The organism is Paenibacillus humicus NBRC 102415 (assembly GCF_004000905.1).
In the GTDB taxonomy this organism is placed as follows: Bacteria; Bacillota; Bacilli; order Paenibacillales; family Paenibacillaceae; genus Paenibacillus_O; species Paenibacillus_O humicus.
Map to the genome: position 1 here is coordinate 68,562 of NZ_BIMD01000014.1, position 24,868 is coordinate 93,429.

Annotated in this window: 29 protein-coding genes, 1 other RNA gene and 2 pseudogenes; 11 read left to right on the forward strand and 21 right to left on the reverse strand. The window is 58.3% G+C overall.

Annotation, left to right across the window (positions count from 1 at the left end):
• Positions 1 to 42 precede the first annotated feature (42 nt).
• Positions 43 to 1,347 carry a 6-phospho-beta-glucosidase gene (locus PHU01S_RS11130; protein WP_049867088.1) on the forward strand — a complete coding sequence of 435 codons (1,305 nt, stop codon included), beginning with the start codon at positions 43 to 45 and terminating at the stop codon, positions 1,345 to 1,347.
• A 256-nt stretch (positions 1,348 to 1,603) separates the two neighbouring features.
• On the opposite strand, the gene PHU01S_RS11140 is transcribed toward PHU01S_RS11130, so the two are convergent.
• The 4 genes from PHU01S_RS11140 to PHU01S_RS11155 all read right to left on the reverse strand — a co-directional run bounded on the left by PHU01S_RS11140 (position 1,604) and on the right by PHU01S_RS11155 (position 4,034).
• The gene (locus PHU01S_RS11140) at positions 1,604 to 2,605 is read right to left on the reverse strand and encodes an alpha/beta hydrolase (protein WP_048744576.1); all 1,002 of its coding nucleotides are present in this window, start codon (positions 2,603 to 2,605) and stop codon (positions 1,604 to 1,606) included.
• 213 nt (positions 2,606 to 2,818) lie between these two features.
• Positions 2,819 to 3,424 carry a nitroreductase family protein gene (locus PHU01S_RS11145; RefSeq protein ID WP_127507643.1) on the reverse strand — a complete coding sequence of 202 codons (606 nt, stop codon included), beginning with the start codon at positions 3,422 to 3,424 and terminating at the stop codon, positions 2,819 to 2,821.
• An 83-nt stretch (positions 3,425 to 3,507) separates the two neighbouring features.
• Positions 3,508 to 3,741: a hypothetical protein gene (locus PHU01S_RS11150; RefSeq protein ID WP_373864536.1), complete on the reverse strand. Its 234-nt coding sequence runs from the start codon at positions 3,739 to 3,741 to the stop codon at positions 3,508 to 3,510.
• 74 nt (positions 3,742 to 3,815) lie between these two features.
• A complete protein-coding gene (locus PHU01S_RS11155; RefSeq protein WP_021877845.1) occupies positions 3,816 to 4,034 on the reverse strand; it encodes a YwbE family protein in 219 nt (72 codons plus the stop codon).
• A 211-nt stretch (positions 4,035 to 4,245) separates the two neighbouring features.
• Between PHU01S_RS11155 and PHU01S_RS11160 the strand changes: the two genes are divergently transcribed.
• A complete protein-coding gene (locus PHU01S_RS11160; protein WP_127507647.1) occupies positions 4,246 to 5,964 on the forward strand; it encodes a DEAD/DEAH box helicase in 1,719 nt (572 codons plus the stop codon).
• Between the two features lie 132 nt (positions 5,965 to 6,096).
• Complete coding sequence (locus PHU01S_RS26665) at positions 6,097 to 6,207, forward strand: YjcZ family sporulation protein (protein WP_083688350.1); 111 nt, start codon at positions 6,097 to 6,099, stop codon at positions 6,205 to 6,207.
• A 112-nt stretch (positions 6,208 to 6,319) separates the two neighbouring features.
• Here PHU01S_RS26665 and PHU01S_RS11170 read toward each other — a convergent pair whose 3' ends face one another.
• The 6 genes from PHU01S_RS11170 to PHU01S_RS26300 all read right to left on the reverse strand — a co-directional run bounded on the left by PHU01S_RS11170 (position 6,320) and on the right by PHU01S_RS26300 (position 10,216).
• Positions 6,320 to 6,658, reverse strand: a complete 339-nt coding sequence (locus PHU01S_RS11170) for a CD3324 family protein (protein ID WP_021881896.1) — start codon at positions 6,656 to 6,658, stop codon at positions 6,320 to 6,322.
• Positions 6,621 to 6,764 carry a hypothetical protein gene (locus tag PHU01S_RS25760; RefSeq protein WP_021881895.1) on the reverse strand — a complete coding sequence of 48 codons (144 nt, stop codon included), beginning with the start codon at positions 6,762 to 6,764 and terminating at the stop codon, positions 6,621 to 6,623. The genes PHU01S_RS11170 and PHU01S_RS25760 overlap by 38 nt, the downstream gene beginning before the upstream one ends.
• A gap of 277 nt (positions 6,765 to 7,041) precedes the next feature.
• Entirely contained in the window at positions 7,042 to 7,821 is a 780-nt protein-coding gene (locus tag PHU01S_RS11175; RefSeq protein WP_127507649.1) for a pseudouridine synthase, read from the reverse strand.
• 165 nt (positions 7,822 to 7,986) lie between these two features.
• Complete coding sequence (gene yjbM, locus PHU01S_RS11180; RefSeq protein ID WP_048746106.1) at positions 7,987 to 8,796, reverse strand: GTP diphosphokinase; 810 nt, start codon at positions 8,794 to 8,796, stop codon at positions 7,987 to 7,989.
• A gap of 19 nt (positions 8,797 to 8,815) precedes the next feature.
• Positions 8,816 to 9,913 (reverse strand): quinone-dependent dihydroorotate dehydrogenase, encoded by a 1,098-nt coding sequence (locus PHU01S_RS11185; protein WP_127507675.1) that lies wholly within the window; start codon positions 9,911 to 9,913, stop codon positions 8,816 to 8,818.
• A 96-nt stretch (positions 9,914 to 10,009) separates the two neighbouring features.
• Positions 10,010 to 10,216, reverse strand: a complete 207-nt coding sequence (locus PHU01S_RS26300) for a hypothetical protein (RefSeq protein WP_127507651.1) — start codon at positions 10,214 to 10,216, stop codon at positions 10,010 to 10,012.
• 56 nt (positions 10,217 to 10,272) lie between these two features.
• On the opposite strand from PHU01S_RS26300, the gene PHU01S_RS25765 reads away from it, so the two are divergent.
• The gene (locus PHU01S_RS25765; RefSeq protein ID WP_021881892.1) at positions 10,273 to 10,410 is read left to right on the forward strand and encodes a hypothetical protein; all 138 of its coding nucleotides are present in this window, start codon (positions 10,273 to 10,275) and stop codon (positions 10,408 to 10,410) included.
• A 55-nt stretch (positions 10,411 to 10,465) separates the two neighbouring features.
• Here PHU01S_RS25765 and PHU01S_RS11195 read toward each other — a convergent pair whose 3' ends face one another.
• The 3 genes from PHU01S_RS11195 to PHU01S_RS11205 form a co-directional block, all read right to left on the reverse strand.
• Positions 10,466 to 11,920: a L,D-transpeptidase gene (locus PHU01S_RS11195; RefSeq protein ID WP_127507653.1), complete on the reverse strand. Its 1,455-nt coding sequence runs from the start codon at positions 11,918 to 11,920 to the stop codon at positions 10,466 to 10,468.
• 125 nt (positions 11,921 to 12,045) lie between these two features.
• Positions 12,046 to 12,282: a ferredoxin gene (locus PHU01S_RS11200; protein WP_021880162.1), complete on the reverse strand. Its 237-nt coding sequence runs from the start codon at positions 12,280 to 12,282 to the stop codon at positions 12,046 to 12,048.
• Positions 12,283 to 12,371: 89 nt separating this feature from the next.
• Positions 12,372 to 13,652: a DNA polymerase IV gene (locus PHU01S_RS11205; protein ID WP_127507655.1), complete on the reverse strand. Its 1,281-nt coding sequence runs from the start codon at positions 13,650 to 13,652 to the stop codon at positions 12,372 to 12,374.
• 310 nt (positions 13,653 to 13,962) lie between these two features.
• Between PHU01S_RS11205 and cimA the strand changes: the two genes are divergently transcribed.
• Positions 13,963 to 15,579: a citramalate synthase gene (cimA, locus tag PHU01S_RS11210; protein ID WP_048744928.1), complete on the forward strand. Its 1,617-nt coding sequence runs from the start codon at positions 13,963 to 13,965 to the stop codon at positions 15,577 to 15,579.
• A 162-nt stretch (positions 15,580 to 15,741) separates the two neighbouring features.
• Here the strand turns inward: cimA and PHU01S_RS11215 are convergent, their stop codons facing one another.
• On the reverse strand, positions 15,742 to 16,296 hold the full coding sequence (locus PHU01S_RS11215) for a TlpA family protein disulfide reductase (RefSeq protein ID WP_049867078.1): 555 nt from the start codon (positions 16,294 to 16,296) through the stop codon (positions 15,742 to 15,744).
• Between the two features lie 115 nt (positions 16,297 to 16,411).
• Here PHU01S_RS11215 and PHU01S_RS11220 point away from each other — a divergent pair, with 115 nt between their 5' ends.
• The gene (locus PHU01S_RS11220; RefSeq protein WP_048744927.1) at positions 16,412 to 16,876 is read left to right on the forward strand and encodes a M67 family metallopeptidase; all 465 of its coding nucleotides are present in this window, start codon (positions 16,412 to 16,414) and stop codon (positions 16,874 to 16,876) included.
• On the opposite strand, the gene PHU01S_RS11225 is transcribed toward PHU01S_RS11220, so the two are convergent.
• The 3 genes from PHU01S_RS11225 to PHU01S_RS11235 are packed head-to-tail and all read right to left on the reverse strand — an operon-like array spanning position 16,850 to position 20,023.
• Complete coding sequence (locus tag PHU01S_RS11225) at positions 16,850 to 17,584, reverse strand: exonuclease domain-containing protein (RefSeq protein ID WP_048744926.1); 735 nt, start codon at positions 17,582 to 17,584, stop codon at positions 16,850 to 16,852. The genes PHU01S_RS11220 and PHU01S_RS11225 overlap by 27 nt on opposite strands.
• 21 nt (positions 17,585 to 17,605) lie before the next feature.
• Positions 17,606 to 18,676: a DUF294 nucleotidyltransferase-like domain-containing protein gene (locus PHU01S_RS11230; protein WP_021880156.1), complete on the reverse strand. Its 1,071-nt coding sequence runs from the start codon at positions 18,674 to 18,676 to the stop codon at positions 17,606 to 17,608.
• Positions 18,677 to 18,721: 45 nt separating this feature from the next.
• Entirely contained in the window at positions 18,722 to 20,023 is a 1,302-nt protein-coding gene (locus PHU01S_RS11235) for an ammonium transporter (protein WP_048744931.1), read from the reverse strand.
• Positions 20,024 to 20,480: 457 nt separating this feature from the next.
• Here PHU01S_RS11235 and PHU01S_RS11240 point away from each other — a divergent pair, with 457 nt between their 5' ends.
• Together PHU01S_RS11240 and PHU01S_RS11245 are read left to right on the forward strand one after the other, a co-directional pair.
• The gene (locus PHU01S_RS11240) at positions 20,481 to 20,918 is read left to right on the forward strand and encodes a helix-turn-helix domain-containing protein (protein ID WP_021880154.1); all 438 of its coding nucleotides are present in this window, start codon (positions 20,481 to 20,483) and stop codon (positions 20,916 to 20,918) included.
• Between the two features lie 33 nt (positions 20,919 to 20,951).
• The gene (locus PHU01S_RS11245; RefSeq protein WP_021880153.1) at positions 20,952 to 21,635 is read left to right on the forward strand and encodes a zinc metallopeptidase; all 684 of its coding nucleotides are present in this window, start codon (positions 20,952 to 20,954) and stop codon (positions 21,633 to 21,635) included.
• A 97-nt stretch (positions 21,636 to 21,732) separates the two neighbouring features.
• Here the strand turns inward: PHU01S_RS11245 and PHU01S_RS11250 are convergent, their stop codons facing one another.
• Entirely contained in the window at positions 21,733 to 22,362 is a 630-nt protein-coding gene (locus PHU01S_RS11250) for a rhomboid family intramembrane serine protease (protein ID WP_127507657.1), read from the reverse strand.
• A gap of 100 nt (positions 22,363 to 22,462) precedes the next feature.
• Between PHU01S_RS11250 and tpx the strand changes: the two genes are divergently transcribed.
• Positions 22,463 to 22,975, forward strand: coding sequence for a thiol peroxidase (gene tpx / locus PHU01S_RS11255; RefSeq protein ID WP_048744925.1), 513 nt, complete (start codon positions 22,463 to 22,465; stop codon positions 22,973 to 22,975).
• Positions 22,976 to 23,070: 95 nt separating this feature from the next.
• Positions 23,071 to 23,109, forward strand: a pseudogene (locus tag PHU01S_RS27140) (hypothetical protein).
• 29 nt (positions 23,110 to 23,138) lie between these two features.
• On the opposite strand, the pseudogene PHU01S_RS11260 reads toward PHU01S_RS27140, so the two are convergent.
• The 3 genes and pseudogenes from PHU01S_RS11260 to PHU01S_RS11270 form a co-directional block, all read right to left on the reverse strand.
• Positions 23,139 to 23,429: pseudogene (locus PHU01S_RS11260) on the reverse strand (DUF1499 domain-containing protein); the annotation flags it as partial.
• A gap of 89 nt (positions 23,430 to 23,518) precedes the next feature.
• Positions 23,519 to 23,703, reverse strand: a non-coding RNA gene (gene ssrS / locus PHU01S_RS11265) — 6S RNA.
• Between the two features lie 57 nt (positions 23,704 to 23,760).
• On the reverse strand, positions 23,761 to 24,534 hold the full coding sequence (locus PHU01S_RS11270; protein WP_048744924.1) for a YesL family protein: 774 nt from the start codon (positions 24,532 to 24,534) through the stop codon (positions 23,761 to 23,763).
• 166 nt (positions 24,535 to 24,700) lie between these two features.
• On the opposite strand from PHU01S_RS11270, the gene PHU01S_RS11275 reads away from it, so the two are divergent.
• Positions 24,701 to 24,835: a hypothetical protein gene (locus PHU01S_RS11275; protein WP_021880148.1), complete on the forward strand. Its 135-nt coding sequence runs from the start codon at positions 24,701 to 24,703 to the stop codon at positions 24,833 to 24,835.
• Positions 24,836 to 24,868: the final 33 nt, after the last annotated feature.

A 24,868-nucleotide genomic window follows, 5' to 3' on the forward strand; every position in this document is an offset into this window, starting at 1 on the left:
GGCATGACAGCCGCCCAATCCAACGGAAATGAGTGATCGTGCATGAGCAAAGGATTAAAAGTTGCCGTCATCGGCGGAGGCTCTTCCTATACGCCAGAGCTAGTCGAAGGATTTATCCGTTATTACGATTCCTTGCCGGTAAGAGAACTGTGGCTCGTCGATATCGAAGCCGGCTTGTGGAAGCTGAACATCGTTGGAGAGCTGGCCAAGCGCATGGTGGAGAAGTCAGGCCTTCCGATCGAAGTCCATCTGACGACGGACCGCCGGCTCGCCATCGCCGGTGCCGACTTCGTAAGCACGCAGATGCGGGTAGGCATGCTGGAGGCGCGCGGCCAGGATGAGGCGATTCCGCTCAAATACGGAGTCATCGGTCAAGAGACGACCGGCCCCGGAGGCATGATGAAGGCGCTGCGCACGATTCCGGTGCTGCTGGATATTTGCCGGGATATCGAAGAGCTGGCGCCGCAGGCGTGGCTGCTCAACTTCACCAACCCGGCCGGCATGGTGACCGAGGCCATCCACAAGCATTCCTCGGTCCGCAGCGTCGGATTGTGCAACGCTCCGATCGGCCTGCTCAAGTGGCTTTCCGGCAAATACGGCACGACGACGGACCGGGTCTACGCCGAGTTCGTCGGCCTCAATCATCTTCACTGGGTCAGCCGCGCCGAGGTCGACGGCGTCGACCGCCTGCCGGAGCTGCTGCGCGGCGACGATTCCTTCTCCGCCGCCAACGTTGCAGCCGGGGAATGGGACCCCGCCTTTATCCAAGGACTTCGTTCGCTGCCTTCCTACTATCTCAAATACTACTACATGACGGATGCCATGCTTGCCGAGCAGCAGGAATCCCTGCGCAAAAACGGCAACCGTGCCGAGGTAGTGAAGCGCGTAGAGGCCGAGCTGTTCGACCTGTACAAGGATCCCGACCTGAGCGAGAAGCCGAAGCAGTTGGAGCAGCGGGGCGGCGCCTATTATTCCGAAGCTGCCGTCAACCTCATGCGCTCGCTCTACAACAGCACCGGCGACGTGCAGACGCTGAATGTGGCGAACAACGGCATCCTGGATTTCCTCCCGGACGACGCTTGCATCGAGGTCAACTGCCTCGTTACCTCCCAAGGTCCCGTTCCGCTCCAGCTGACGGCCGTCCCCGCGCAGGCCAAAGGGCTCATCCATGCCGTCAAAACGTACGAAGCGCTCGCGATCGAAGCAGCCGTAACCGGCGACCGCAGCCTGGCGCTGCAGGCGATGGCTCATCATCCTCTCGTTCCGTCCGTCGCTGTCGCGAAGGAGCTGCTGGCTGAAATGCTGGAAGCGAACCGCAGCTACCTGCCCAAGTTCTTTCCCTCTTGACTCATGGCTGACGGCAGCCCGAAAAGAGGCCGGATAGGATGCGTTGAACATCGCCAGTAGAGCGGGCAGCCTCAAACAAATCCGCCTCGCTGCCTTTGGAATAAAATGAGTCCTGGCGCCAGCTTTTGGCCCAGGACTCTTTGTCGTATGCAGCATCTGTCTGGCGAGCCTGCGGTCCGGACAGCACAGCCATCCGCTGAAGCCGCTCCCCCATGGCATGCCTGCGAGGCCCTTGGACCCGGCCTCAGACGGCCGATCAAGTCGTTGCAGCCTGCGCCTCCGCCGGCCTTTCCCCCGCCGCCGTTCCGGGCAGCCACCGATCCAGGAAAGCCGTCACGGCGGCATCGTAATGCTCCGGGGATTTTTGGCGGGCAACCCCATGCTCCGCATCCGGCACGAGCAGCAGCTGCTTCGGCTGCGGGCAAGCCTCGTACAGCTTCATCCCCATCCACGTCGGCACGAACGTATCCGCCTCGCCGTGGATGAACAGCATCGGCACCTTCGCCTTCTTGACCTGTTCAAGAGCGGAAGCCTCGCCGAAGAAATAGCCGGCCCGGAGCTTAGTCACCAGGCTCGTCAGGGGCAAAAACGGAAACGCCGGCAGCTTGTACATCCGCTTGAGCTGATAGACGAGCTCGTCCTTCGCGGATGTGTAGGGGCAATCGGCCACGATCGCCTTCACCTGGGGAGGCAATTCCTCGCCGCTCGTCATGCATACCGTGGCGCCGCCCATCGATACCCCATGCAGGACGATTTCCGCGCCGGAGCCGATCCTCCCGGCCGCCCAGTCGATCCAGCGGACATAATCCTTGCGTTCATGCCAGCCGAAGCCGATATATCCGCCTCCGCTCCTGCCGTGCCCTCGCGCGTCAGGCATGAGCACGTTCCACCCCAGAACTTCAGCGTAGTAACGGGCGAACACAGCCATCTGCGCCGCCTCTCCCGAATAGCCGTGTGCCAGGATGGCGGTACGGCCGCTTTCAGCCTTGCTCGGAAGCCAATAGGCTTGCAGGTCCAGGCCGTCGTCGGAAACCAGATGGACCCGCTCCGGGTGCCGGCCTCGGAGCCATACCTGCTCTTCCCTCTCGGATGGGTCCAGTTGGGAGACGGACGCTTCCTTCGGAGGGAGATCGGGGTTGCCTTCCAGATAAGTCTTGGGCGTGCGCGCGATGGCGACGCGATAGAAATACATGCTGGCCGCCGCCAGCAGAAGCAGCAAAGCGGCCGCGGCCGCAGCCGTCCAAAGCCAAATCGACATGGCGTTTCCGTGTTCCTTTCGCTGGAGGATCCTGCTGTCTTTCTTGCACCTGCGGTTCCGATGACCGCCTATGCAATACAGTATATCCTATCCGGGAAATTCCTGCATGCCTGCCGGCGAATTCCGCAGCAGACGTTGCCGGAACGAGCCCCTCTCCAGGACAGCAAAAAAGGCTGGTCCGGGCAGCCCGGACCAGCCTTAGCTCAGCTTTGTTTATTTGACGACTTTGACGCGAGTCTCGATTGGAGCGAACTGTTTTTCCCCGGCAGGAGCCGTAGGCTTGCCGAACGGCATTTGAGCGATCAGCTTCCAGCTCTCGGGCAGCTCCCAAGTCTGCTTGACCTGCTCGTCGATGAGCGGATTGTAATGCTGCAGAGAAGCGCCGAGACCTTCCGCCTCGAGTGCCGTCCATACGACGAATTGCAGCATGCCGGACGATTGGCTGGACCATTTCGGGAAGTTGTCCTGGTAGGTCGGGAACTGATCTTGAAGGCCCCGCACGACATTCTCGTCCTCGAAGAACAAGACCGTGCCGTAGCCGGCTTTGAAGCCCGCCATGCGCTGCTCGGTCTGATCAAAGCCTTCGCCGCCGCCGGTCACGACGCGAAGCGTCTCCAGCGTCAGATCCCACAGCTTGTCGGATTGCTCGTTGAACAGCACCAGTACACGGGAGCTTTGGGAATTGAAAGCCGATGGCGTATGGTTGACGGCTTCTTCAATAATGGATTGCACTTTTTCTTCGGAGACCACTTTTTCCTTGCTGATGGCATAAAGAGAACGACGACCTTTTACCGCTGCGAAAAATTGTTCGGAAGACATGTGGTTTAACCTCCAATAAAGTGGGTTTATTTTAGTTACTTAAGTAACGCACTTTTTTAGTGTAACTGATGAATCGGGCTTTTTCAAGTGTCGATGCCAAAACGTGTCAAATGATTTTGCAAGCCTTCCGCCTGCAATACCCGGATTTGTACAGGACCAAACAAATCCATATGAGGATAGCGCTCCCTGCGGTGAATATACCGAGGGTCAAGCCCATGCTTGCGGCACCATGACTCCAGCTTGACGATGTCGCTGCAGCCGGCTTTTGTCACGGTTTTCACGCCGGGGAACCGTTCGTCGATCCAATAATGGGTCAAGAAAGCGAGTTCTCCCCGCGCAACGGCCGTCTTCCAGCTCTGCAGCTCTTCCCTCCGGATCCCGAAGGCCACCTTCAGTTCCCTTCGGCCGCCGGCTGGCCGTCAATGATCGTCTTGACCCGTCCGACTTGGCCGTCGGCCAGCCGCACCTTGATCCCATGCGGATGCGCAGGCGATTTGGTCAGCAGATCCTTCACGATGCCCCGGGTCAGCTTGCCGCTTCTCTGGTCTTGCTTGAGCACGATATCTACGGTCATGCCCGGCCGGATAGACGCACGGTTGCTTCCGTTCATCCTCCATCATCCTTTCCTTTGCAGGCTCATAATATGCCTTTGTCCGTCACAGACTATCATACCCGGAGCCGGCGGGCAAAAAAACGGCGTGGAATGCCCCGGAAATTCACCCGATGCCGTGTGCATCCGCACGCGCTTGCTGGTATACTGGTAAGGATACAGCGAAGCCGGCAGGCGCCGGCGCACAATCAGGAAATGAGGAACCCCATTCATGTCATCATCATTCACCGCCCTCGGCATCAGGACCGAGCTTGCCGGACGCCTGGCGCAGGAAGGCATCTCGGAGCCGACTCCGGTGCAGGAGACCGCAATTCCCGTCCTTCTCCAAGGAAAGGACGTTATCGTACAAGCTCAGACCGGCACAGGCAAAACGCTTGCATTTGCTCTGCCTGCCCTTCAGCAGATCAATCCGGGCAAAACATATACGCAGGCTTTGATTCTCACGCCGACGCGAGAGCTTGCCATACAGATCACGGGCGAGCTGGCCAAGCTGGCCCCTGTGCTCGGCATTACGGTACTGGCCGCATACGGCGGGCAAGACGTCGAATCCCAGATTCGGAAGCTCAAGAATGCCGCCCCGCATGTCGTCGTGGCGACTCCGGGCAGGCTGCTCGACCATTTGCGCCGGGAGACGGTCACGCTGAGCTCCATCCGCATGCTCGTGCTCGACGAGGCCGACCAGATGCTCCACATGGGCTTCCTGTCCGAAGTGGAGGCCATTATCGACCAATGCTCCATCAAGCGCCAGACGATGCTGTTCTCGGCCACCATGCCGGATGCCGTCAAGCAGCTGGCTGCCCGCTACATGGACGTGCCCCAGGATATCCGCATCAAGAGCGCGGCCGTGACGCTCGACGCCATCGAGCAGCGTGTCGTCATCACGACGGACCGCAACAAGCAGCCGCTCCTGCTCCGCTTGCTCGAGACGGAGAATCCTTATCTTGCGGTCGTCTTCTGCCGCACGAAGCTGCGCGCCAAGAAGCTTACCGAAGCGCTGCAGGAAGCCGGCGTTCCCGCCGACGAGCTGCACGGCGATCTGACGCAGGCCAAGCGCGAAGCCGTCATGAAGCGGTTCCGCTCCGCAAGGCTGCAGGTGCTCGTCGCGACGGACGTAGCGGCGCGCGGTCTCGACGTCGAAGGCGTCACCCACGTGTTTAACTATGACGCCCCTGCCGACGGCGACACCTATATCCATCGGATCGGTCGGACAGGCCGTGCCGGAGAATCCGGCAAAGCGATCACGCTCGCGACTGCCCGCGACCGTGCGAGCCTGGAGGCGGTGGAGCAAAAAATCCGCGCTTCCATCAAGCGCATCCAAGGTTCGGAGTACGGCATCGGGCTCGAAGCCGGCACCGAGCGCTTTGATGCCGAGCCACGCTCCCCTCGCACGGGCGGACGCAGCTCCGGCGGACGCAAGGCTCCAGCAGGCGGACGCGGCTCCAGCCGCCCAGGCTCCCGCGATAGCGGCGGGGGACGCTCCGCAGGCCGTTCCAGCGCTGGAGGCGGTCGCTCCGGTTCGCGCACGGAAGCCGCTCCATCCGAGCGCGCAGGCCGCTTCGCAGCCAAGCCGGCAGGCCGGCCTGGCGCCGGCGCCGCCTCCACGTCAGGAGCCAAGCCGGCTCGCAGCTGGACCGACGAGTCCGCTTCATCCGCCCGCCCATCGGCCCGCGGACGCGGTCCGGCTCAAGGAAGGTCTGCCGGAGCATCCGGACGGCCGGCATTCCCTGGCCATGGCTTCAATCCGGAGGGCAGCGGCGATTCCGGCACCGGCCGCGGCAATCGCCGCGGTGCTGCCGGCGCAGGACGCGGAGCTTCCGGCGCAGGGCGCGGCTCCTCCAGCGGTACCCGCGGCTCCTCCGGCAGCTCGGGCTCCGCACGCCGCGGCGGCAAGCCGGGCAGTTCCGGCCCAGGCCGGCGCGGCGGACGCTGATTCCCCTTCTCCAAGCGGGCTCCTGCCCATTTATTCCCTCATCCGGGCGAATGTCTAGTCACAATCCGCCCGGCGGGCATAGGTTATCGTACAGAGCAGCATCGCTGCCGGAACCGCAGAGGAGGGAACCACATGTCAGGTGCAGGTTATGGCCCGGGCGTTGGCGCAGGTTACACAAGCACGGCTATCATTCTGGTTTTGTTCATCCTGCTCGTCATCGTATCCCAAGTTTTCTTGGTATAGATCAAGCTGCTGCGCAGTCGCCCCATCCAATCAAAAAGAACCGCCCTCCTATTTTGGAGTGGCGGTTCTTTTTGATTGGATGCCAGGACAAGCGGCTTCACGGCTGCCATGATCAGGAATGGACGCCGGTTCCTTCCGGCCTCAAGGCCGAGGAACCTGCCGCTGTCTCCAGGCGGACGCCGGCTGCTCTCATCTTGACCACGATCTTGCGCAGGCTCTCGACGGATAGATGGAATTTCTTCTCCAGGTCCGCCAAGGTCAGGCCACGCAGGTAATGCCGGTAAATGTCTTCGTTGCGTCGCTGAATCATCTTGCGGGAGCCGCTGAGCTCTCCCCATGCAGCGCGCCTTTCCTGCTGCTTCGGAATGTAAATCAATTCCCCGTTGATGTATTTCTGCAGCTCCTGCAGCAAACTAGGGGGAAGCACGTCTTTTCCATTTTTGTAATTCAAGGTTCCCTACCTCCTCAATTGCGTAACCCTTGACGACCAAACGACGACTAGCGGCAAGAATGCCTTTTTGCCTTACAGCAACGGAAATCATGTTCATGATTTTCATATTTGCTGCGCCTCCTTTCAAAATGTTGACTGTTGCTGTCGCAACAGTTCTGTTTAATGGTATTCGCTGTCTGCTTGCGTAATCCTTCCTTGCCGAAAAAATAACGAGGGAGGCCTGGTTAGGGCCTCCCTTTTTGGCATGGTCTCCGCCTTAGGCGGAGACCACCTCGTATGCCTGATCCATTTGTATCAGCCTCCTTCCAGTAGAGGATGTGTCGGTCCGACAACCTCATTTACTCATATCCTGAAGCCGCATACAAGTTTCAACACAGCTATAATCAATCTTTACCGTCCTCATTGGATGAAGCGTTTCTCAGCCCTTCAAGCTCGGCCGCGGTAAGCTCGCGATATTCTCCCGGGCCAAGAGTGCCGTCAAGCACGAGGGAGCCCATGGATATGCGCTGCAAATAGGTGACCTTCCGCCCTGTGGATAAAAACATACGCTTCACCTGATGAAACTTGCCCTCGTGGATCGTCAGCCGGACCCGGGTCGTCACGCCGGTGCTCCCGCCCGCCTCCGGCTCGGCTATGCCTTCGATGGCCAGCTCTGCCGGCAGGGTCGTATACCCGTCTTCAAGCGTAACTCCCTTGGCGAACTGCTCCCGGTCGTTCTCGCCTACGGGCGTGTCGCCTTCCACAAGCGCATAGTACGTTTTCGGCACATGCTTGCGCGGGGACAGCAGGTCATGCGCAAGCTGTCCGTCGTTCGTCAGCAGCAGCAGCCCTTCGGTATCCTTGTCCAGCCTTCCGACCGGAAACGGCTCCAGCACACGGTCCCGGGGGTCCAGCAGATCGATCACCGTCCGGTCCCGGGAATCCTCTGTCGCCGATATGACTCCAGGCGGCTTGTTCATCACGAGATAGATCTTGTCCCGGTACTCCACAAGCTCTCCATCGTACCGGACCTGCTCGGCGCCGGGATCCACGATGCGGCCGCTGTCCTTCTCGACCGAGCCGTCCACGGTCACGATCCCTGTCCTGACGATTCTTCGGATTTCGGCTCTGGAGCCGTATCCCATCGATGAGAGCAGCTTGTCGAGTCGAATTCTTTTGACCATCAGCCATCATTCCTTTCGATTGCATCTATTCCTCGAGGGTTTCTCTGAATTCGGGTGAAAATGCCAAAAGCGGGACAACATCGTCCCGCTTTGCCGTGCGTCGAGGCTTGCCCGTATCCGGCAAGCGCAGATGAACTATCCATCGGCAAGAAGCCGGGACCGTTTTTAATCGGTTGGGCTTCCGCCCTTTCTCGCCTTGTGGAGAGAGTACTGGATCTCCTGCGCGAGCTGCTTGAGCTCGAACGTGTCTCCCTGCTCCCACAGCTCGTTGAATTTGAGCTGGAACTGCACCGCTTCGCGCACCCGCCTGTAGAAATACAGGTCCTGGATATCGCTGAGCACTTTGTTGACGATATTGGAGCCTTCCTCGAAGCCGATCTGCGCTTCCAGAATTTCATGCCGGATGCTCGACATCTCCGTGTCGAGGTTGAACGCCGCTTCGGATGCCTTGCGCAGCCTCAGCTTCACTTCCTCCGGCAGGCTTTGCTTGTACTTGTAGTTGAGCGAATGCTCGATCGTCGCCCAGAAATTCATCGCCAGCGTTCGGATCTGAATCTCGGCAAGCACTTTCTTGAAGCCGATCGCCGTCTGCACCGGATACTCGACGATCATGTGATAGCTGCGGTAGCCGCTGTCCTTGAAGTTGGTGACGTAATCCTTCTCGTAGACCAGCTTCAGGTCCTGCCTGGAGCGGATGATTGCAGCGACCCGCAGGATGTCGTCGACGAACTGGCACATGATGCGGATGCCTGCGATGTCCTCGATGCCCGTCTCCAGCTGGTCCATCGGCACGTTCAAGCGGCGGGCTTTATCCAGGATGCTGGATATTTTCTTCACCCTGCCGGTCACGAATTCGATGGGCGCATAGGATTCCCGGGCTTTGAGCTCGGTCCGCAGCGTTTTGAATTTCACTTTCATTTCCTCTACCGCTTGTTCATAAGGCTGCAGAAATTGGTTCCAATCCCGGCCGTCCATCCGTCCGCCTCCTGTCTTGTCAGTGATGATCGGCGCCGATAGCCTCGCGCAGATGGGAGTGCCCATCGCGGAGCAGCAGCTCCCTGAGACCTGACGCGATTTCTTTCACGATCCCCGGACCCTTGTAGATCATCGAGGTGTAAATCTCCACGAGCGATGCGCCCGCTCTGATTTTGGCATACGCATCCTCCGCCGTGAAGATGCCGCCGGATCCGATGATCGGCAGCTTCCCGCCGGTCTGCTTGTAGATGGCGGCCACAACTTCCGTCGATCTCTCGCGCAGCGGACGGCCGCTCATGCCTCCGGCCTGCGAGGCGTTGGCATGGGTGAGTCCGTCGCGGGACAGCGTCGTATTCGTGGCGATGATGCCCTCCACTCCGCTCGCAGCGATCGTATCGACCGAGAACGCAAGCTGCTCCGGCGTCATGTCCGGCGCCAGCTTGACCAGCACCGGCTTCGGCGCCGATCCATGCTTGGCCGCCTGCATGGCCATCTCTTCCTTCACGGCCTGGAGAAGCGTCTTCAGCTCGTCTCCAAGCTGAAGCGCCCTGAGGTCCGGCGTATTGGGAGAACTGATATTGACGACGAATAGATCGCCGTATGCAAACAGCTCCTTGACGCAGCGCCGGTAATCCTCATGGGCGAGCTCGTTCGGAGTCGCCTTGTTTTTGCCGATGTTCACGAATACGGGAATCGGCCTGGCGTTGAGGCTGCCGAGCCTCCCGGCCATGGCGGCGGCACCGTCGTTGTTGAAGCCCATCCGGTTGATCAGCGCTTCGTCGGCCGGAAGCCGGAACAGCCTCGGCAGCTCGTTGCCAGGCTGGGGGAGCGGCGTCACGGTGCCGACTTCCATGAACCCGAAGCCGACGCTGGAGAAGCCTTCCACGGACTTTGCGTTTTTGTCCAGTCCCGCGGCCAGGCCTACAGGATGCGCGAAGGAGAGCCCCAGAAGATCCATGCTGAGCTCGGGATATCCCGGCACGCCGTACATGCCGCGCAATAAGGCGGTCATGCCCGGCACACGGGAAGCTTGATGAAGGCCGTCAATGACCAGATGATGCGCTTTTTCCGGATCAAGCCGAAAAAAAAACGGCTTGGCAAAGTATTGGTACAGCAAGAAGTCCACTCCGTTTCCGTTCAAGCAAAACGGCTTCGCCGTCCTGTGTGGCGGCGGACGTTTGCGTAGGTATGTAGAGATGTCGGCCGTACGGATTCAGTCCTGCACGGCAAAAAAGGCTCTGCCTTTCAGTTTATCTTGTTCAGCAGCAAAAGAAAAGGGCGCCGGTCGTTCGGGGAGCGCTTGCATTAATTCTGCGGGTTCTTTTTCTTTTTTTCTCCACCAGAAAAATCCTCCCGTATGGAGACATCCGCTGAATCGGCCTTGCCGAATGGATGAAGGGCTTGCCCATTTCTCCGGCAAGCGATTACAATAACCGTACAAGCACTGCCATCATCCTTCAGGAGAGGTCGATAAGCATGAGCACAGCCAAACGCAAGCCTCCGACTAGAAAGGCTCCGGCGAGCGAGCAGCCGAACCGCAAGGCCATCATTGTCGCCGCCTCCATCTTCGCCGTTTTCGCCATCGTCATGATCCTGCTTCTGATCTTCAGCTGATCGGCGCTGATCGTCAGCCGATCAGCCTTTGATTTTCAGCCGATCAGCCCAAGCCCTACAGCCAGTCGTATACCTTGTCCGGATTTTCTTCCCGGGAACTCGGCCGCACCTTGTAGCGGCCTTTTTCGCGTTCAGCTTCCCCTTGCTGCTGGAGGAAAGCCAGCTTGCCGTCGCCGATCGCCACTTCCGTTCCGAGCGGCACAAGATCGTACAGCTCCTCCAGATCAGCCTTCGTCATGCGGATGCAGCCGAGCGATCGATCGGTTCCGATCGAGTCGGGCTCGTCCGTGCCATGAATGGCATACCGAGTGTCCGAGAGCGTCATGCCCCTGCTTCCGAACGGACCTTTGGAGCTTCCGTTCGGGTTGCGCACCTTCTCCGATATGGCGAAGCTGCCGCGCGGAGTCTTGCCGCCGCCGACGCCTACCGGATAGGCGCGGACAACGACGGCGCCGCTCATGAGCGCAAGCTGTCTCGAATGGGGGTCGACGACGATCTTCAGCGTCGCCGTCATCGCCTCCTGCAGGACGCCTTCCTTGCCGGAAGCCTTTCCGGCCGCCGGCTGCGCCGCTCCGCCAGCGCCTCCGCTCGCCGGAGCGCCCGCCCCGACTTGGCGAGCCTGCCGCAGCCACTCGGGAAAATGCTCCTCCGCCTCGTCAGGGAGTCCGGGGAGGATGTTGTGCGGATAATCCCCTGCAAGCTGTTCGGCTGAGACCGGCCATTTCCCGTTGAGCCGCTTGAATTGCCTGATGCCGCTGATCGTCGACCAGGCCTGCTCCTGAAAAATAGTCTCCTCCCGGATCCGGCGGTCCGCCGCCTCCGACAAGCCGCTTTCGCATGCGCAGTCCTCAATGCCGGCCGTTTGCACGGCGTAAGATCCCTTGCCGTCGGAGCGCGAAGCTTCCAGCACTCCCTTGGCCCCCGCCTGCCACCGGTAGTAGCCTCCGGATCGTGACAGCGTGAACGCCGCTGAGGATGGAAGGGCGTCATCGCTTTCCAGAGCCCCGATCGCTGCCGCAGCGGCAGTTCCCGTCTGATCGCTGTCCACCCAGACAACGGTTCGCCTCATGCCGTCCTTGGATGCCGCTGATGCCGCAGGCAGCGCTTCTCCAGCCTTGCTTCCTTCAGGCAGGCTGACGGTCTGGGACAGCTGCGTCGGCACGCCCGGGGCGGCCGCTGCGGATGCCAGCATGAACGCGGCGAGGATTGCGAGCGCAATCCTTGCCGCTCCCTTTTTGCGCCTCCTGTCCCGATCCCAGGTTTCGAGCATGGCATGCAGCGGTCCCGAACCGAGCGTCAACGGATGGGCTTCGTTTTCGAACGCTTCGTACACGCTGCCGGACTTGAGGTAGCAATAATTGGCTTTCGCATCCATTCCCTGCCTTCCGTAGGCTTTGCCGAGAAAGAACCATGCAAGCCTGTTGCCTGGATGCGACTTGACGTATGCCTTCAGCTCCTCGATTCCGGTACCGCCGCCCTCATTAGGCTCTGCGCTTCCACCGCTGTCCATCCCGCCGCCCCCTTCCCGTTCCTATTCAACCTATATCGGCTGCCGAAGACCATATTGTTCGGCGTCCGAAACAAAAAAACCTGCTCCCGGCAGTCGGGAGCAGGCATGATAAGTTCATGAAAAATTTACATATTGAACGGTTCGTCCGCGATTTGAATGGAATCCGTCGGGCAGCCGTCCGCAGCGTCCTGCAGATCTTCGTACAGATTCTCAGGAATCGCCTTCGTGCCGGTGTTGCCGTCCTTGTCGTAGATCGTCTCGGCCAGTCCCTCATCATCATAATCGTAGATATCCGGGGCCGTTGCGCCGCAAGCTCCGCATGCGATGCAGGTGTCTTTGTCAACCCAAGTATATTTAGACATGGTATTCCCTCCTCTATGTGTCATGCATCATCAGCATTCCCTTGACCAGGCAAGTGTATGATTCCCTGTCGTAAGTCTGACTTTACACATCAATTTATAACAAAATCATCATCAATTTGCAAGGATGTACCCCTAATCCGGCGGTTGCGGATGAGCGTCGAAGGGTCGTCGCCGAGCATGCCGGCTGTCAGCACGGCACCCTCTCCATATTTATCCCGCATGGCGTCCATCGCCTTGGTCAATGCCTCCCGGCGCGGCTCGCTTTCGTAATCGAACAGATCGAGCTGCACCGCGGCCGTTTCCTTGGGATGCAGGCTGTGAAGGGTGATGCCGAGCAGGCGGATCGGCACGACTTCCTTCCAATGCTCATCGAACAGCTTGCAGGCTTCGCGGTGGATGACGCCCGCATCCTCGATCGGCTTATCGAGCGCGCGGGAGCGTGTGAGCGTCGTCATATCCGGGAAGCGGACGGTGATCTGCACGCCTCCCGCGAGGAATCCCTTCCGTCTCATCCTGCGGGCGGTCTGATCGGCCAGGTTGAGCAGCACCCGGTGCACGTCTTCCCGCCGCGTCACATTCTCAGGAAGCGTCGTCGTATGGCCGACAGACTTGCTCGCTTCCCTCGTCTCCCGCACCGGCGAGCGGTCGATTCCGTTGGCCGCTTCCTTCATATGGGCGCCGTATACGCCGAACTGGGAAGTCAGCAGCGATTCGTCGGCTGCCGCAAGGTCGCCGATCGTCGCGATGTTCAGCTTCCGCAGCTTGTCGGCGGTTTTTCGGCCGACGCCGAACAACGCGTCGCAGGGTTTGTGCCAAAGAAGTCTCGGAACATCGCGTATGCGCAAAATCGTCAATCCGGACGGCTTCTTCATATCGGATGCCATTTTAGCGAGAAGCTTGTTCGGCCCGATGCCGACCGAGCAGGGAATCGACCATTCCATCCGAATTCTTTCCTGGATGGATTGGGCGATTTCGACGGGACTGCCGAACATGCCTGAGCCCGTAATATCCAGATAACATTCATCGATGGATACGGTCTCCATCAGAGGGGTGTAAGCGGACGCGATCTCCATAAACCCTCGGGAGTAGCGTCTGTAGAGGTTGAAATCAGGCTGGATGAGCACAAGCTCCGGACATCGCTTCAGGCCTTCCCGGACCGTCATCCCGGTGCGAACGCCTTTCGCGCGCGCGGGGTAGGAGCAGGTGACGATGACTCCCTTGCGAAGCTCGACGCTGCCGGCTACGGCCGTAGGCTTGCCCGCGTACCGCTCGGGCTCTTCGGCTTCATGGACCGAGCAGTAAAAAGCGTTCATGTCCAAATGCAAAATGATCCGGCCTTTTTTCGCGCCGCCGGTCTCTTTCTTGCCCATCCTTCCTCCTCCTCCCCATTGTTCATCCAGCATACCCCTGCCTGCCGTCATGGTCAACAAACGGGGGCATTGCAGGCTTCTGCCCTTCATCCGCCTGGAATCTGCTTTATGCCCATATGAACCTATCGGAGGCCGAAAAGCCTCTTCTCGCCGCCAAATTCGGTTCTTTTCATCCTGACGCCAGCCAAAAGAGCGAAAATTATGCATCTTCACTTCTATCCTGACATGGCAAGGTGATATAATAGAGCATTATAGAGTCGAATGCTTTCACACATTGCTGGGTTAAGACATTAAAGGGGGCACTTCCGGTATGAACCAAGCCATCTCCATCTTTGACACCACCCTGCGCGACGGGACCCAGGGGGAAGGCATCAGCCTGTCCGCCGACGACAAGCTCAAAATCGCCCGCAAGCTGGACGAGCTGGGGGTTCATTATATCGAAGGCGGCAATCCTGGAAGCAACAGCAAGGACATCGAGTTTTTCCAGCGGGTGCAAAAACTCGGGCTTCGCGCGAAAATCACGGCGTTCGGAAGCACGCGCCGCAAAAATGCCGTCGCCGCTCAGGATGCCGGCTTGCTTCGGATCGCTGAATCAGGCGTTCAGGCCGCGACTCTCGTCGGGAAATCCTGGGATTTCCACGTCCACACCGCGCTTGGCACGACGCTGGAGGAGAATCTCTCCATGATCCATGATTCCATCGCCTTCCTGAAGCAGAGAGGTCTTGAAGCCATCTTCGACGCGGAGCATTTCTTCGACGGCTACAAGAACAACCCGGAGTACGCCCTTGCCGTCCTGAGGACGGCCCAGGAAGCCGGAGCAGACTGGCTCGTCATGTGCGACACCAACGGCGGCACGCTTCCAGGAGAAGTCGGCGGCATCGTCTCCCGCATCGCCTCGGAGCTGAGAGCCCCGCTCGGCATCCACACCCATAACGACTGCGAGCTGGCCGTGGCCAATACGCTGGCCGCCGTACAGGCAGGGGCGCTCCAGGTTCAGGGCACGATCAATGGTTACGGCGAGCGCTGCGGCAACGCCAATCTATGCAGCATCATTCCGAATCTGCAGCTCAAGCTCGGCTACGCCTGCATCGAAGAAGCGAATCTGAAGCTGCTGACTCCTACGGCGCGTTATATCAGCGAGATCGCCAACGTCAGCATGCCTGTAGGGCAGCCTTATGTCGGCAATGCCGCCTTTGCCCACAAGGGAGGCATCCACGTCTCTGCGATTCTGAAGGACTCCAAGACGTACGAGCATATCTCTCCCGAGCTCGTCGGCAACAAGCAGCGCATTCTCGTCTCGGAGCTCGCCGGCCAAAGCAACGTCATCTCCAAAGCCCAGGAGATGGGATTGGATGTCAGCGCGAACAACGAGAAAACGAAATCCATCATCGACCGGATCAAGGATCTGGAGCATCAGGGCTATCAGTTCGAAGGCGCGGAGGCGAGCATGGAGCTGCTGCTTCGCGATGCTTTCGGCGGCCTGGACGAAATTTTCACGGTCGATTCCTTCAAGATTCTGCTGGAAAAAACAGCCCACGGGATGGTCACCGAAGCCATCGTGAAGCTGCGGGTCGGCAGCGAGTCCGTCTACACCGCCGCCGAGGGCAACGGTCCAGTCAACGCGCTCGACAATGCGCTCCGCAAGGCTCTGCTGCCGTTCTTCCCGCGCATCAACGACATTCATCTCGCCGACTACAAGGTCCGCGTGCTCGACGAGAAGGACACGACCGCAGCCAAGGTCCGCGTCCTGATCGAATCCAGCGACTTCACGAGCAGCTGGAATACGGTCGGCGTATCCGGCAACGTCATTGAAGCAAGCTGGGAAGCCCTGCTGGACAGCCTGCGCTACGCTCTTCTCGGCATGACCAAGGTCGAGCCGGCCGTCGGCGAAGACCATTCGCCCCGCCAAGGCGTCATCAACCACTGAGTTTGGCCTGAATACCGGCCGCTCTTTCCACCTCTTGCAGCAGACAGCAAAAGCCCGGCCATCTGGCCGGGCTTTTGCTGTGCAATCCCTCCAATCCTTTCTTGCCGCCAAATGCCTTCCTGCCCGCTGACCGGCGCGTTCATGAGAACAGCCTTTAGAACGTCAGGAGGCTCCTCCGCCTGCAACCAGGCCGGACAGCTTCTTCTCCCATTCCTCGCGGGGGATGACGCCCGGTATCCGCTCCAGCACTTTGCCGTCCGGACCGATCAGCAGCGAAGTCGGAAAATTGTTTACTTTGTACAGTTTGGCGACCTCTCCATCGCGGTCCATCGGAATCGGGAAGGTCAGCTTCTTCTCGTCGACGAACTTGCGCGCGTCGCGTTCACGGTCGTAGCTGGTCGCATTGATGCCGTAGAAATCGATTCTGTCGCCGTATTTTTCATACAAGGCTTGAAGATCCGGCGCTTCCATGTCGCAAGGACCGCACCAGGAAGCCCAGAAATTAATCAAAACCGGCTTGTCCCGCGGTCCGCCGACGGAATAAGGACGCTCGTCCAAACCCGGCAGCGTGAATGCGGGAGCCTCATAACCGGCCTTCGGCTTGGAAGCCGGTTCGCCCGAGGTCGTCAGAGAGGCGAGTGAACCGCTCTTCCACATCCAGCCTCCGAGCAAAGCCGCGGCGCAAGCCAATACGATGATGATGCCTGTCCGTTTCATAGCGCGACCTACCTTCATTCTCTGTTAGACATTAGTACCGTCATGTTATCATGAATGGACTTGGCGCTCAACTTGGCGCATGAGCCAGCGACACACGAACCGAGAGGTGATCATTATGTCCTCCATCGCGCGGATTACGCCGGATGCCCTTGAAGCCATGCTTCGGAGCTGCCTGGCTTCTCCACTTGAAGAATGCTGCGGCATCGCCGCGTGCCGGCTGGACGATCCTCTGCGGATCGTAACGGCCGTCCTGCCCGTACCGAACGGCCATGCCGACTCCGGGACCCGCTACGCCTTCGGACCGGAGCAATGGGTTGCGCTCTTCTATCGCCTGCGCCGGGAAGGATTGGATGCTGCCGGCATCTATCATTCCCATCCGCGCACTCCCGCATTCCCGTCCGACCTGGACAGGTCCCATCCCATGTGGACTCGTTCCGACGCGGACGAGCCCTCCGGCATCGCCGGAGGGCTCGTCATGTGGATCGTTTCGCTGATGGATAGAGACCGGCCGGAGATCGCGGCGTTCAGGCCGTCCCGAGCTGGACTCCGCAAGCTAGTGCTGGCTGAGGTACGCGTATAAATCGCCGAGCGTCTTGATGTTCCGGGAGCGGATTCTGTCCAGGTATTTGAGCCATAGCTGGGCCTGCATCCTGCAGTCCTCGAGCGCGTGATGCCGCTGGGTGACCGGAATGCCTTCCTCTTCCAGCAGCTCGTCGAGCCCGTAGGCTTCCCTGCCGGGGTTCAGCCACTTGGCGACCATCATCGTATCCAGCACCCGATGCGACAGGTTCACCTTCGAGGTCCGCCAGAGAGCGGCATTGAGGAACTGCTTGTCATGGCCGCTTCCATGCGCGATGAGCAGCCTTCTGCCGCAAAATTCCATGAAGCTGTGCAGGACATCGAGGAGATCCGGAGCCTCTTCGACCATTCCGCTCGTGATGCCGGTCAGCTCGGTAATGTGGAGAGGAACCTTTCGTTTCGGATTGACCAGGCTGTAGAAGAACTTATCCTCCTGCACAGCCCCGCCCTTGAGCAGCAAAGCCCCGAAGCTGATGATTTCGTCTCCGTTATAAGGGTAGAAGCCCGTCGTCTCCAAATCGAAAACGATCGTCTCCATCTCCTCGAAAGGAGTATCGAGCATAGCCTGCTTGCGCAGATCCTTGTTCATCGAACGCATGAAAGCCATCTGCTGCGCATTCTGCGCGCCGAGCATGGAGGCGATGGCCGGCGTAACGCCGCCCATCTTGTACAGCTGCCACATCCGGTTCACGCCTTTGGTTTCCTTCATTCCAACCTCCCTCCGCTCTTGTCAAAGCCTGCCCATCGTGTGCCTGTACACACGCCGCTGCAGCTTTTTCCCGAGCTTGAGGCCGCTTTTCAGTTCTTCAGCCATTTCTTTGCTCAGCTTCCGGGCAGACAGCTTCCCGTTCGTGGAGAACTGTCCTCCCTCGAGCTTTTCCGTCGTCATCATGCGAAGCCTCATGAACAAGCGGAACGTCTGCATCCACTCCCTGGCGTCTTCGGCGGTGACGACGCCCGCCTGCTCCAGAAGCCGGATCCGTCCGAGGGTGGAAGTCTCGCGAAGATTGGCTTCAATGGCGAGCATCCTTACGGCGTTCACCATCGGAATATAAGCCCCGTACTTGATATCCAGACTGCCCGCATCCGCTCCGTACTGCTCCTTGAGCAGCTGGCCGAACACGTTGAGCAGCACCTTGTGCTTCATCGTATTGTCCAGCATCCTTCTCACGATCAGCGGTGAACTGAGGATATCTCCGTAGAAATGGCTCATCATGTCGGCATGGAGCTCGGCGCTGCCGTACACGCAGCGGCTGTCCGCGACGATCAGCAGGTACCGGACCGCTTCCCATGCGGGCTCCCTGAACCATTCCCCCAGCCGAGCCTTCCATACCGAGGCGGAGCTGCACCAGTCCGGATTGCTGCTCAGCACATTGCCCTCGCACAGAGGGTATCCCGCCATCAACAGCAACTGGACCGTCTCTTTTCCCAATAGCTCGAAATAGTCCCTGCAATGAACGGCATCCGCCTCGTTTTGCGGATCCGCGTAGATCATCCCGCTATCCTGATCGCTGAGCAGGGTCTGCTCCATCCTGCCCCCGCTGCCGAACAAAAGATACGCAAAAGGCACGGGGGGATTGCCTTTCCCGAGCCGTGCCAGTTCCTTTTGCGCGAGCCAGATGCAGCGCCTGACCATGGCATCATGCACATCGTTGAGCTCGCCGTAGAATGGTTCCGTTTGTTGCTGAGGCAGCCGGCTGATCATGATATCATGGACAGATTCGCGGATTCGGCGCAAGCCTGCGGCATTGTCCGCATTGCTTATGCTTTGCAGCAGCTGCTGCCATCCCAAATCCGTCATTCGGCTCTCTCCCCTCTTGCTATCAGCATACCATGAAGCCGGGGATCAAGCTTGGATATTCTGGCTTGCTTTCTTCAGCTGCTCCGGATAGCCGTAGTTGCCGTGCTCGCTGAGATCAAGGCCGGCGATCTCCTGCTCTTCCGTAACCCGAAGTCCCATGACGAACTTCATGATGCCGAGGAGCACGAAGCTGACGACGAGAACGTAAGCGCCGCAGATGACGACCGATTCAAGCTGAACCCACAGCTGATGCCAGGAACCGGTGTCGATGAGGCCTCCGCGGCCTACCGCGACTTTGTCTGCCAGCTCCTGCGTGGCGAAAATGCCGTTGGCGAGCGTGCCCCAGATGCCGGCGGCGCCGTGAACGGACATCGCGAAGATCGGATCGTCGACTTTGATCTTCTCGAAGAAACGGGCGCTGAAGAAGACGAGGACGCCGGCGACGAGGCCGATCACGACAGCGGCCCAAGGATCGACAAAGGCACAGGAAGCGGTGATGGCGACGAGGCCCGCGAGAGCTCCGTTCAGCGTCGTGCCGATGTCGGCCTTGCCCATGACCGCCCAGGAGATGAGCAGGGCTGCGACAGCGCCGCCAGCCGCTCCGAGCTGGGTGTTGAACGCGACGTAACCGAAGAATCCGTCGCCGATAGCAACCGTGCTGCCGGCGTTGAAGCCGAACCAGCCGACCCAGAGGATCAAGACGGACAAAGCCGTGAACACTTGGTTATGGCCGAGAATTTCGTTGGCCGAGCCGTCTTTGTTGAATTTGCCGATGCGAGGCTTCAGCAGCACGGTGCCCGCGAATGCGGCCAACGCGCCCGTCAAGTGGACGACGGTCGAGCCGGCGAAGTCCTGCGCGCCGTCCTTGGCAAGGAAGCCGCCGCCCCAGATCCAGTGGGAGATAACGGGATAGATGAGGGCTGTGAACAGGACCGTGAAGATCAAGTAGACGGAGAGCTTGGCGCGTTCCGCGAAGCCGCCCCATGCGATGGAAAGCGATACAGCCGCGAACGCAAGCTGGAACATGAAGAAGATTGTCGTTGGAAGGCCGTTGTCAACGGAGGCTTTGGCCGGGTTCAAGAAGAAGTCTCCCCATCCTATGAACGAGTTGCCTTCGCCGCCGAATGCGATGCCGTACCCTACGGCCCAGTAGATCAGGGAACAAAGGCCTACGGTAAAGATCGTCTTGCCGGCGACATGCCCGGCATTCTTCATGCGGGTCGACCCGGTTTCCAGAAGGATGAATCCGCCTTGCATGAGCAAGACTAGGATGGCGGCCAGCATGACCCAGAGGGCGTTAAGTCCCATGTTGAGCGTTCCGGCGGAAGGATCTTCCGCGAATGCCATTGCCGGGAACAGGACCAGCAAGGCAACGAGAGATATCAAGCTTTTTTTGACCACAACGACCACTCCCTAATGTAATGTTCTCTAACACGTTTTGAAAGACTTAATGCCATTATAGTCAGAAGTACCTGCTTTGACAATATACAATCCAATAAAAACGCAAAGGATATCCGACATTCCCTTATCTAATCGTAACGAATGTTAAGTTTTTTAACCGGTTTGGCCTCCGATCCAAGCCATCCGTCTTGGGCCTTTCGTAATTCATGAAGCCTGTCGGGTTCTTTTCGCGTCGTCTCCATGGACCGCGATTGGATGGTCGGCCGGTCATGTCAGGTTACCTGCAATCGCTTCCATTAAAATATGGGCCGTTTGGAGTCCGTTTGTTTGACGGCATCGTTCGTTAGCGATTATCATAGTTTTTAATAGAGAGCGTTAGGGTTTATAAGGATGGTGGAGGAGAATGAACGAGAACCTGCTGAAAATCGGAGAATTGTCCCGCCAGGCCAGCGTCAGCGCGCGGACAATCGATTATTATACGAAGCTGGGCCTGATCAGCCCCGAGACGCGTTCCGAGGGGAATTATCGGCTCTACAGCATTGAAACCTTGGAACGGCTGAAGCGTATAGAACAAATGAAGAAAGACAAATATACGTTGGATGAAATCAAGCAGGCGCTGGACAGCTGGAACAAAGTCTCGTCCGTGTCCCAAGTCACGCAGAAGCTGAGTGATCTGCAGCTTCATCTCAGCCAGCTCGAGCGTGAAGTGAAAGAGCTTGAGCCCGTTATCCAGAATCTCAAGCCCAAGCAGGCCAACCAGGCTTTCAACCGGCTGATTCCGCAGACGGCCGCCTGCATCGAGGCGCTGATGCTGATTCTGAACAAAGGCAATTTCATGTAGGCCAACGCAAACCATGCAGCATGGAGGGATACTATGTTTTTTCATCCGATGGACTTCTTGATTCTGATCGCCTTCGGCCTCTCGATCTGGGCTCAGTTCCGGGTCAAGGGCACATTCAACCGCTGGGCTGAAGTTCCTGCCATGAGCGGCATGACAGGCTACGAGGCCGCCAGGCGCATGCTGGATGCCAACGGCCTCCACGATGTGCCGATCGAACCGGTCCCAGGACGCCTCAGCGACCACTACGACCCGATTCATCGCGTCGTCAGGCTGTCGGAGCCGGTGTACTACGAAAGCTCCATATCGGCCATCTCCGTCGCCTGCCACGAAGTCGGCCATGCCATTCAGCACAAGCAGAGCTACCCGATGCTGGTTCTGCGCCACCGGATCTTCCCGGTCGTGAACTTCGCTTCCGGCATCGCGCCGTTTCTGTTGATCGCAGGCTTCCTGTTCTCCGCCACGGGCCTTATCGGCGCCGGCATCGTATTCTTCTCGGTAGCGGTCGCATTCCAGCTGATCACGCTGCCCGTCGAGTTCAATGCCAGCAGCCGCGCGCGCGAGCTGATGGTATCCGAAGGATTCATCAGCAACGAAGAAGAGCGCGGCGTCGCCAAGGTCCTCAACGCAGCCGCGCTCACGTATGTGGCTGCAGCGCTGATTTCCTTGCTGGAGCTTGTGAAGTACATCATGATCTTCACCTCCTCGAACCGCGAGTAGCCTTCATCGGCATGCGAAAAGGCGTCCCAGATATTCTGGGACGCCTTTTGTGTCTGCTCATGCCCATCAGGGAGCTTCCGCATGCCATGCTCCCCTGCTACCGCCGATAGCGGTCCTTGCGGTATCTTTCCCTCTTGTCCATCAGTCCGTACAGGAGGAAGCCGCCGATTGCCCCGCCTACATGCGCCCACAGATCGACGCCGACATTGATGACGGAATAGACGACCCCGGACAGCAGAATGATGTACACCGTCTGCTCGGAGCTTTTGTCCATCATTCCCTTGCGCAGCAGCGCGATGAACAGGTAGGCCCCGTACACGCCGTAGATTGCCCCGGAAGCGCCCAGCGACAGCTGGGTGCCCGTTACGATGACCGCGCCGATCAGGTTGCCTGCAACGCCGCTGAGCAGGTACAGGATCAGGTACCTGACCGAACCGAGCAGCTTCTCCAGCGGAGGGGCGAACACGAGCAGGGCGAACATGTTGAACAGCAGATGCTGCAGTCCCCCGTGGACGAACATCGACGTCACATAGCGCCACGGCTCTTCAAGACCGTAAGGGTCCAGCGGGCTTTGAAAAAATAAAAAACGGCTGGTCAGCGTTCCGGTGTTTAACCCTCCGCTTGCCATCTGGGCGATGTACATGAGGATATTGAGCGCGATCAGCACCGATGTGACCGGATAGGCCTTCAAGTAGCCCCGGAAGCTTTCGTAGCGCAGGAATATCATTAAGGCGTCTCCTCCTTAGCCGATTGGACAACACGGTTAGCGAACGATTATAATGGTCTAGCATTTCCTATCCCAAGCATTGTTGAAGGAGGAATTCCCCATGGCACAAGAACGTCAAGCGGCTTTCAAAGGAAATCCGATCACGCTCGTTGGTCCTGAGCTCAAAAAGGGCGATAAAGCGCCGGACTTTTCCCTGAACAAATCTCTCGTCGAAAATGTATCCCTCGCCGATTATGCCGGCAAGATCAAGCTTATCAGCGTCGTTCCTTCCATCGATACGGGCGTATGCGACGCCCAGACCCGCCGCTTCAACGAAGAAGCCGCCAAGCTCGGCAGCAACGTGGCCGTGCTGACCGTCAGCGCCGATCTTCCCTTCGCCCAAGCCCGCTGGTGCGGAGCGGCAGGCATCGATCAAGTGACCCTGCTGTCCGATTACAAAGGCAACGAGTTCGGGCAAGCTTACGGCGTCCTGATCAAGGAATTCGCTCTCGACATGCGCTCGATCTTCGTCCTGGACGCCGACAACACGATCCAATACGTCGAGGTTCTTGGCGAAATGACCGAGCATCCGAACTACGAAGCAGCCGTCGAAGCGGTTCGCGCCTTACAATAGGCCGCTTCCGCGATAGAGAAAAGCGAGCAAGGATGAACTCCTTCGCTCGCTTTTTTTATATTCAAGCCTGAGTCGTCTTGAAGGCGGACAGCTTCTTGTCGAGCGTACGGTAAATGTCCAGGATAATGCGGTAATTGGCTCCCAGATCCCCAAGGGATCCGCGGGAAGCCGAATAAATATCCACCGCCGATGTTACCGGTCCGACCCCGATGACCGACACCGTGATATCCATCGTCCTGCCTGTAACCGTTCTCTTTTCAAGCACGATCTCCCCGACGGATTGCACGTCATGAAGAACTTTGTATCCTTGCATCTTCTTGAGCGTGGACAATACTTCTTCCCAGGCTTTGTCCTTCGATAGCTTGTAATAATGGGATTTGAGCTGCGGATCCTTGGCCTTGTCGCCTGTTTGTTCGAAGCTGCGGAGCAGTCCGATAAACGTACGTTTCAGCAAGTGATGGTCTCCCCCTCCGGCATCTATATGTATACCCCTGCAAAAAAAAGGCCCTGACAGCAGTCAGAGTCATGGAAGAACTCTAAAATTATAGTCCCGCAGTGCCGTCTGGCTTGCTTGTTTCTGAACCCGCTCTCGCAGGTGGGTGTCCTCAGGAAGGGTTTTGAGATCCTCCATAAAATGAAGGCATGTCAGCCGCCCGCCGATGTTGAACTCCCGTGAAACAGCCATTGGTTCAAAACACGTTAAGCCATAACGAGCACCGCAGGATGTATAGCTATTATAAGCTTTGTCGAAACAAAAGTAAAATCGCCGAGGCTTAAAAAGGCCGTTATTTCTTGGTATCCTCGCTCAGCTCGGCTTCCAGGGCATCTTCTTCGGCTTCCTTGTTCCTCGCTTCCGTCTGAGCCTGGATTTTCTGGTACGTCAGGTAAAAGTTCCAGAATGCGAAATAAGCGATGATGCTGCCCATGAAAAATGGAATCAGCCATGTCAGCTTTGTGGAAAAGCTGATATAGATGATAAATCCGCTTACAATTGCCGTCGAGAACGAGCGGAGCGGCCTTCCGATCGTGATGAGCAGCGCGTTCTTGAGCAGCTGGAACGTCTTCATATGGTAGTGGACGACCATGGAGAAGAAGTTGAACAGCGAGATCCCGAGCAGCAGAATCAGGCCCAGAAAGACATAGGACACCAGCTGAAGGCTCGAATTGCCTTGGAAATACTTGAAATCCACAATCATGATGCCCAATACGAGCGCATACACGATTCCGCCGATCATGCTTTGAAGATAATTTTCTTTGTAATGGCGGAAGTAGGTCCGGAAGAGCGGAACGTCAAGATCCCCCATCACCCATTTGCGGGCGACTCCAAACATGGCGGATGTAGCCGGGAATAGCGTGAAAGGAGCTACGGCCAATCCCATGACCAGCCACCAGTAGAACATGCTCATCGCATTTTCTTCCAGGCCGGTCGACAAAAATGCCGTGAATACAAAAAACGCGAAAGGCAGCGAACATACGATCCAGAGAATATTCGTCACCGCAAGCCTCATGATCCATTCCGAGATGCGGTAGAACCCTCCCATAATTCCTCTCATTTCCATAAGCGGACCCCCTAGAAGCAAGCTTGAACATCTGCTTTTCCATTATAACTCAGCCGAGCCCATAAGCCCAACTTTTTGACAGGAGGGCTAACGTCCTTCCCATGGCAGCCGTACCGGAATAATTTGTATCATCTTCACCCCATCAACCATACAGGAGGTGCTTCACATGGGCGCAGCTTACGGAGGATTCGGAGGCGGATACGGCGGTTGCGGCGGTTACGGCTTCGGCGGTTACGGCATCGGCGCGATTCTCGTCCTGTTCATTCTGCTTGTCATCATCTCTCGCGCATTCTGGTACTAATCCGCAGCGGGCTGCCGCTGCGGACTACGGGAA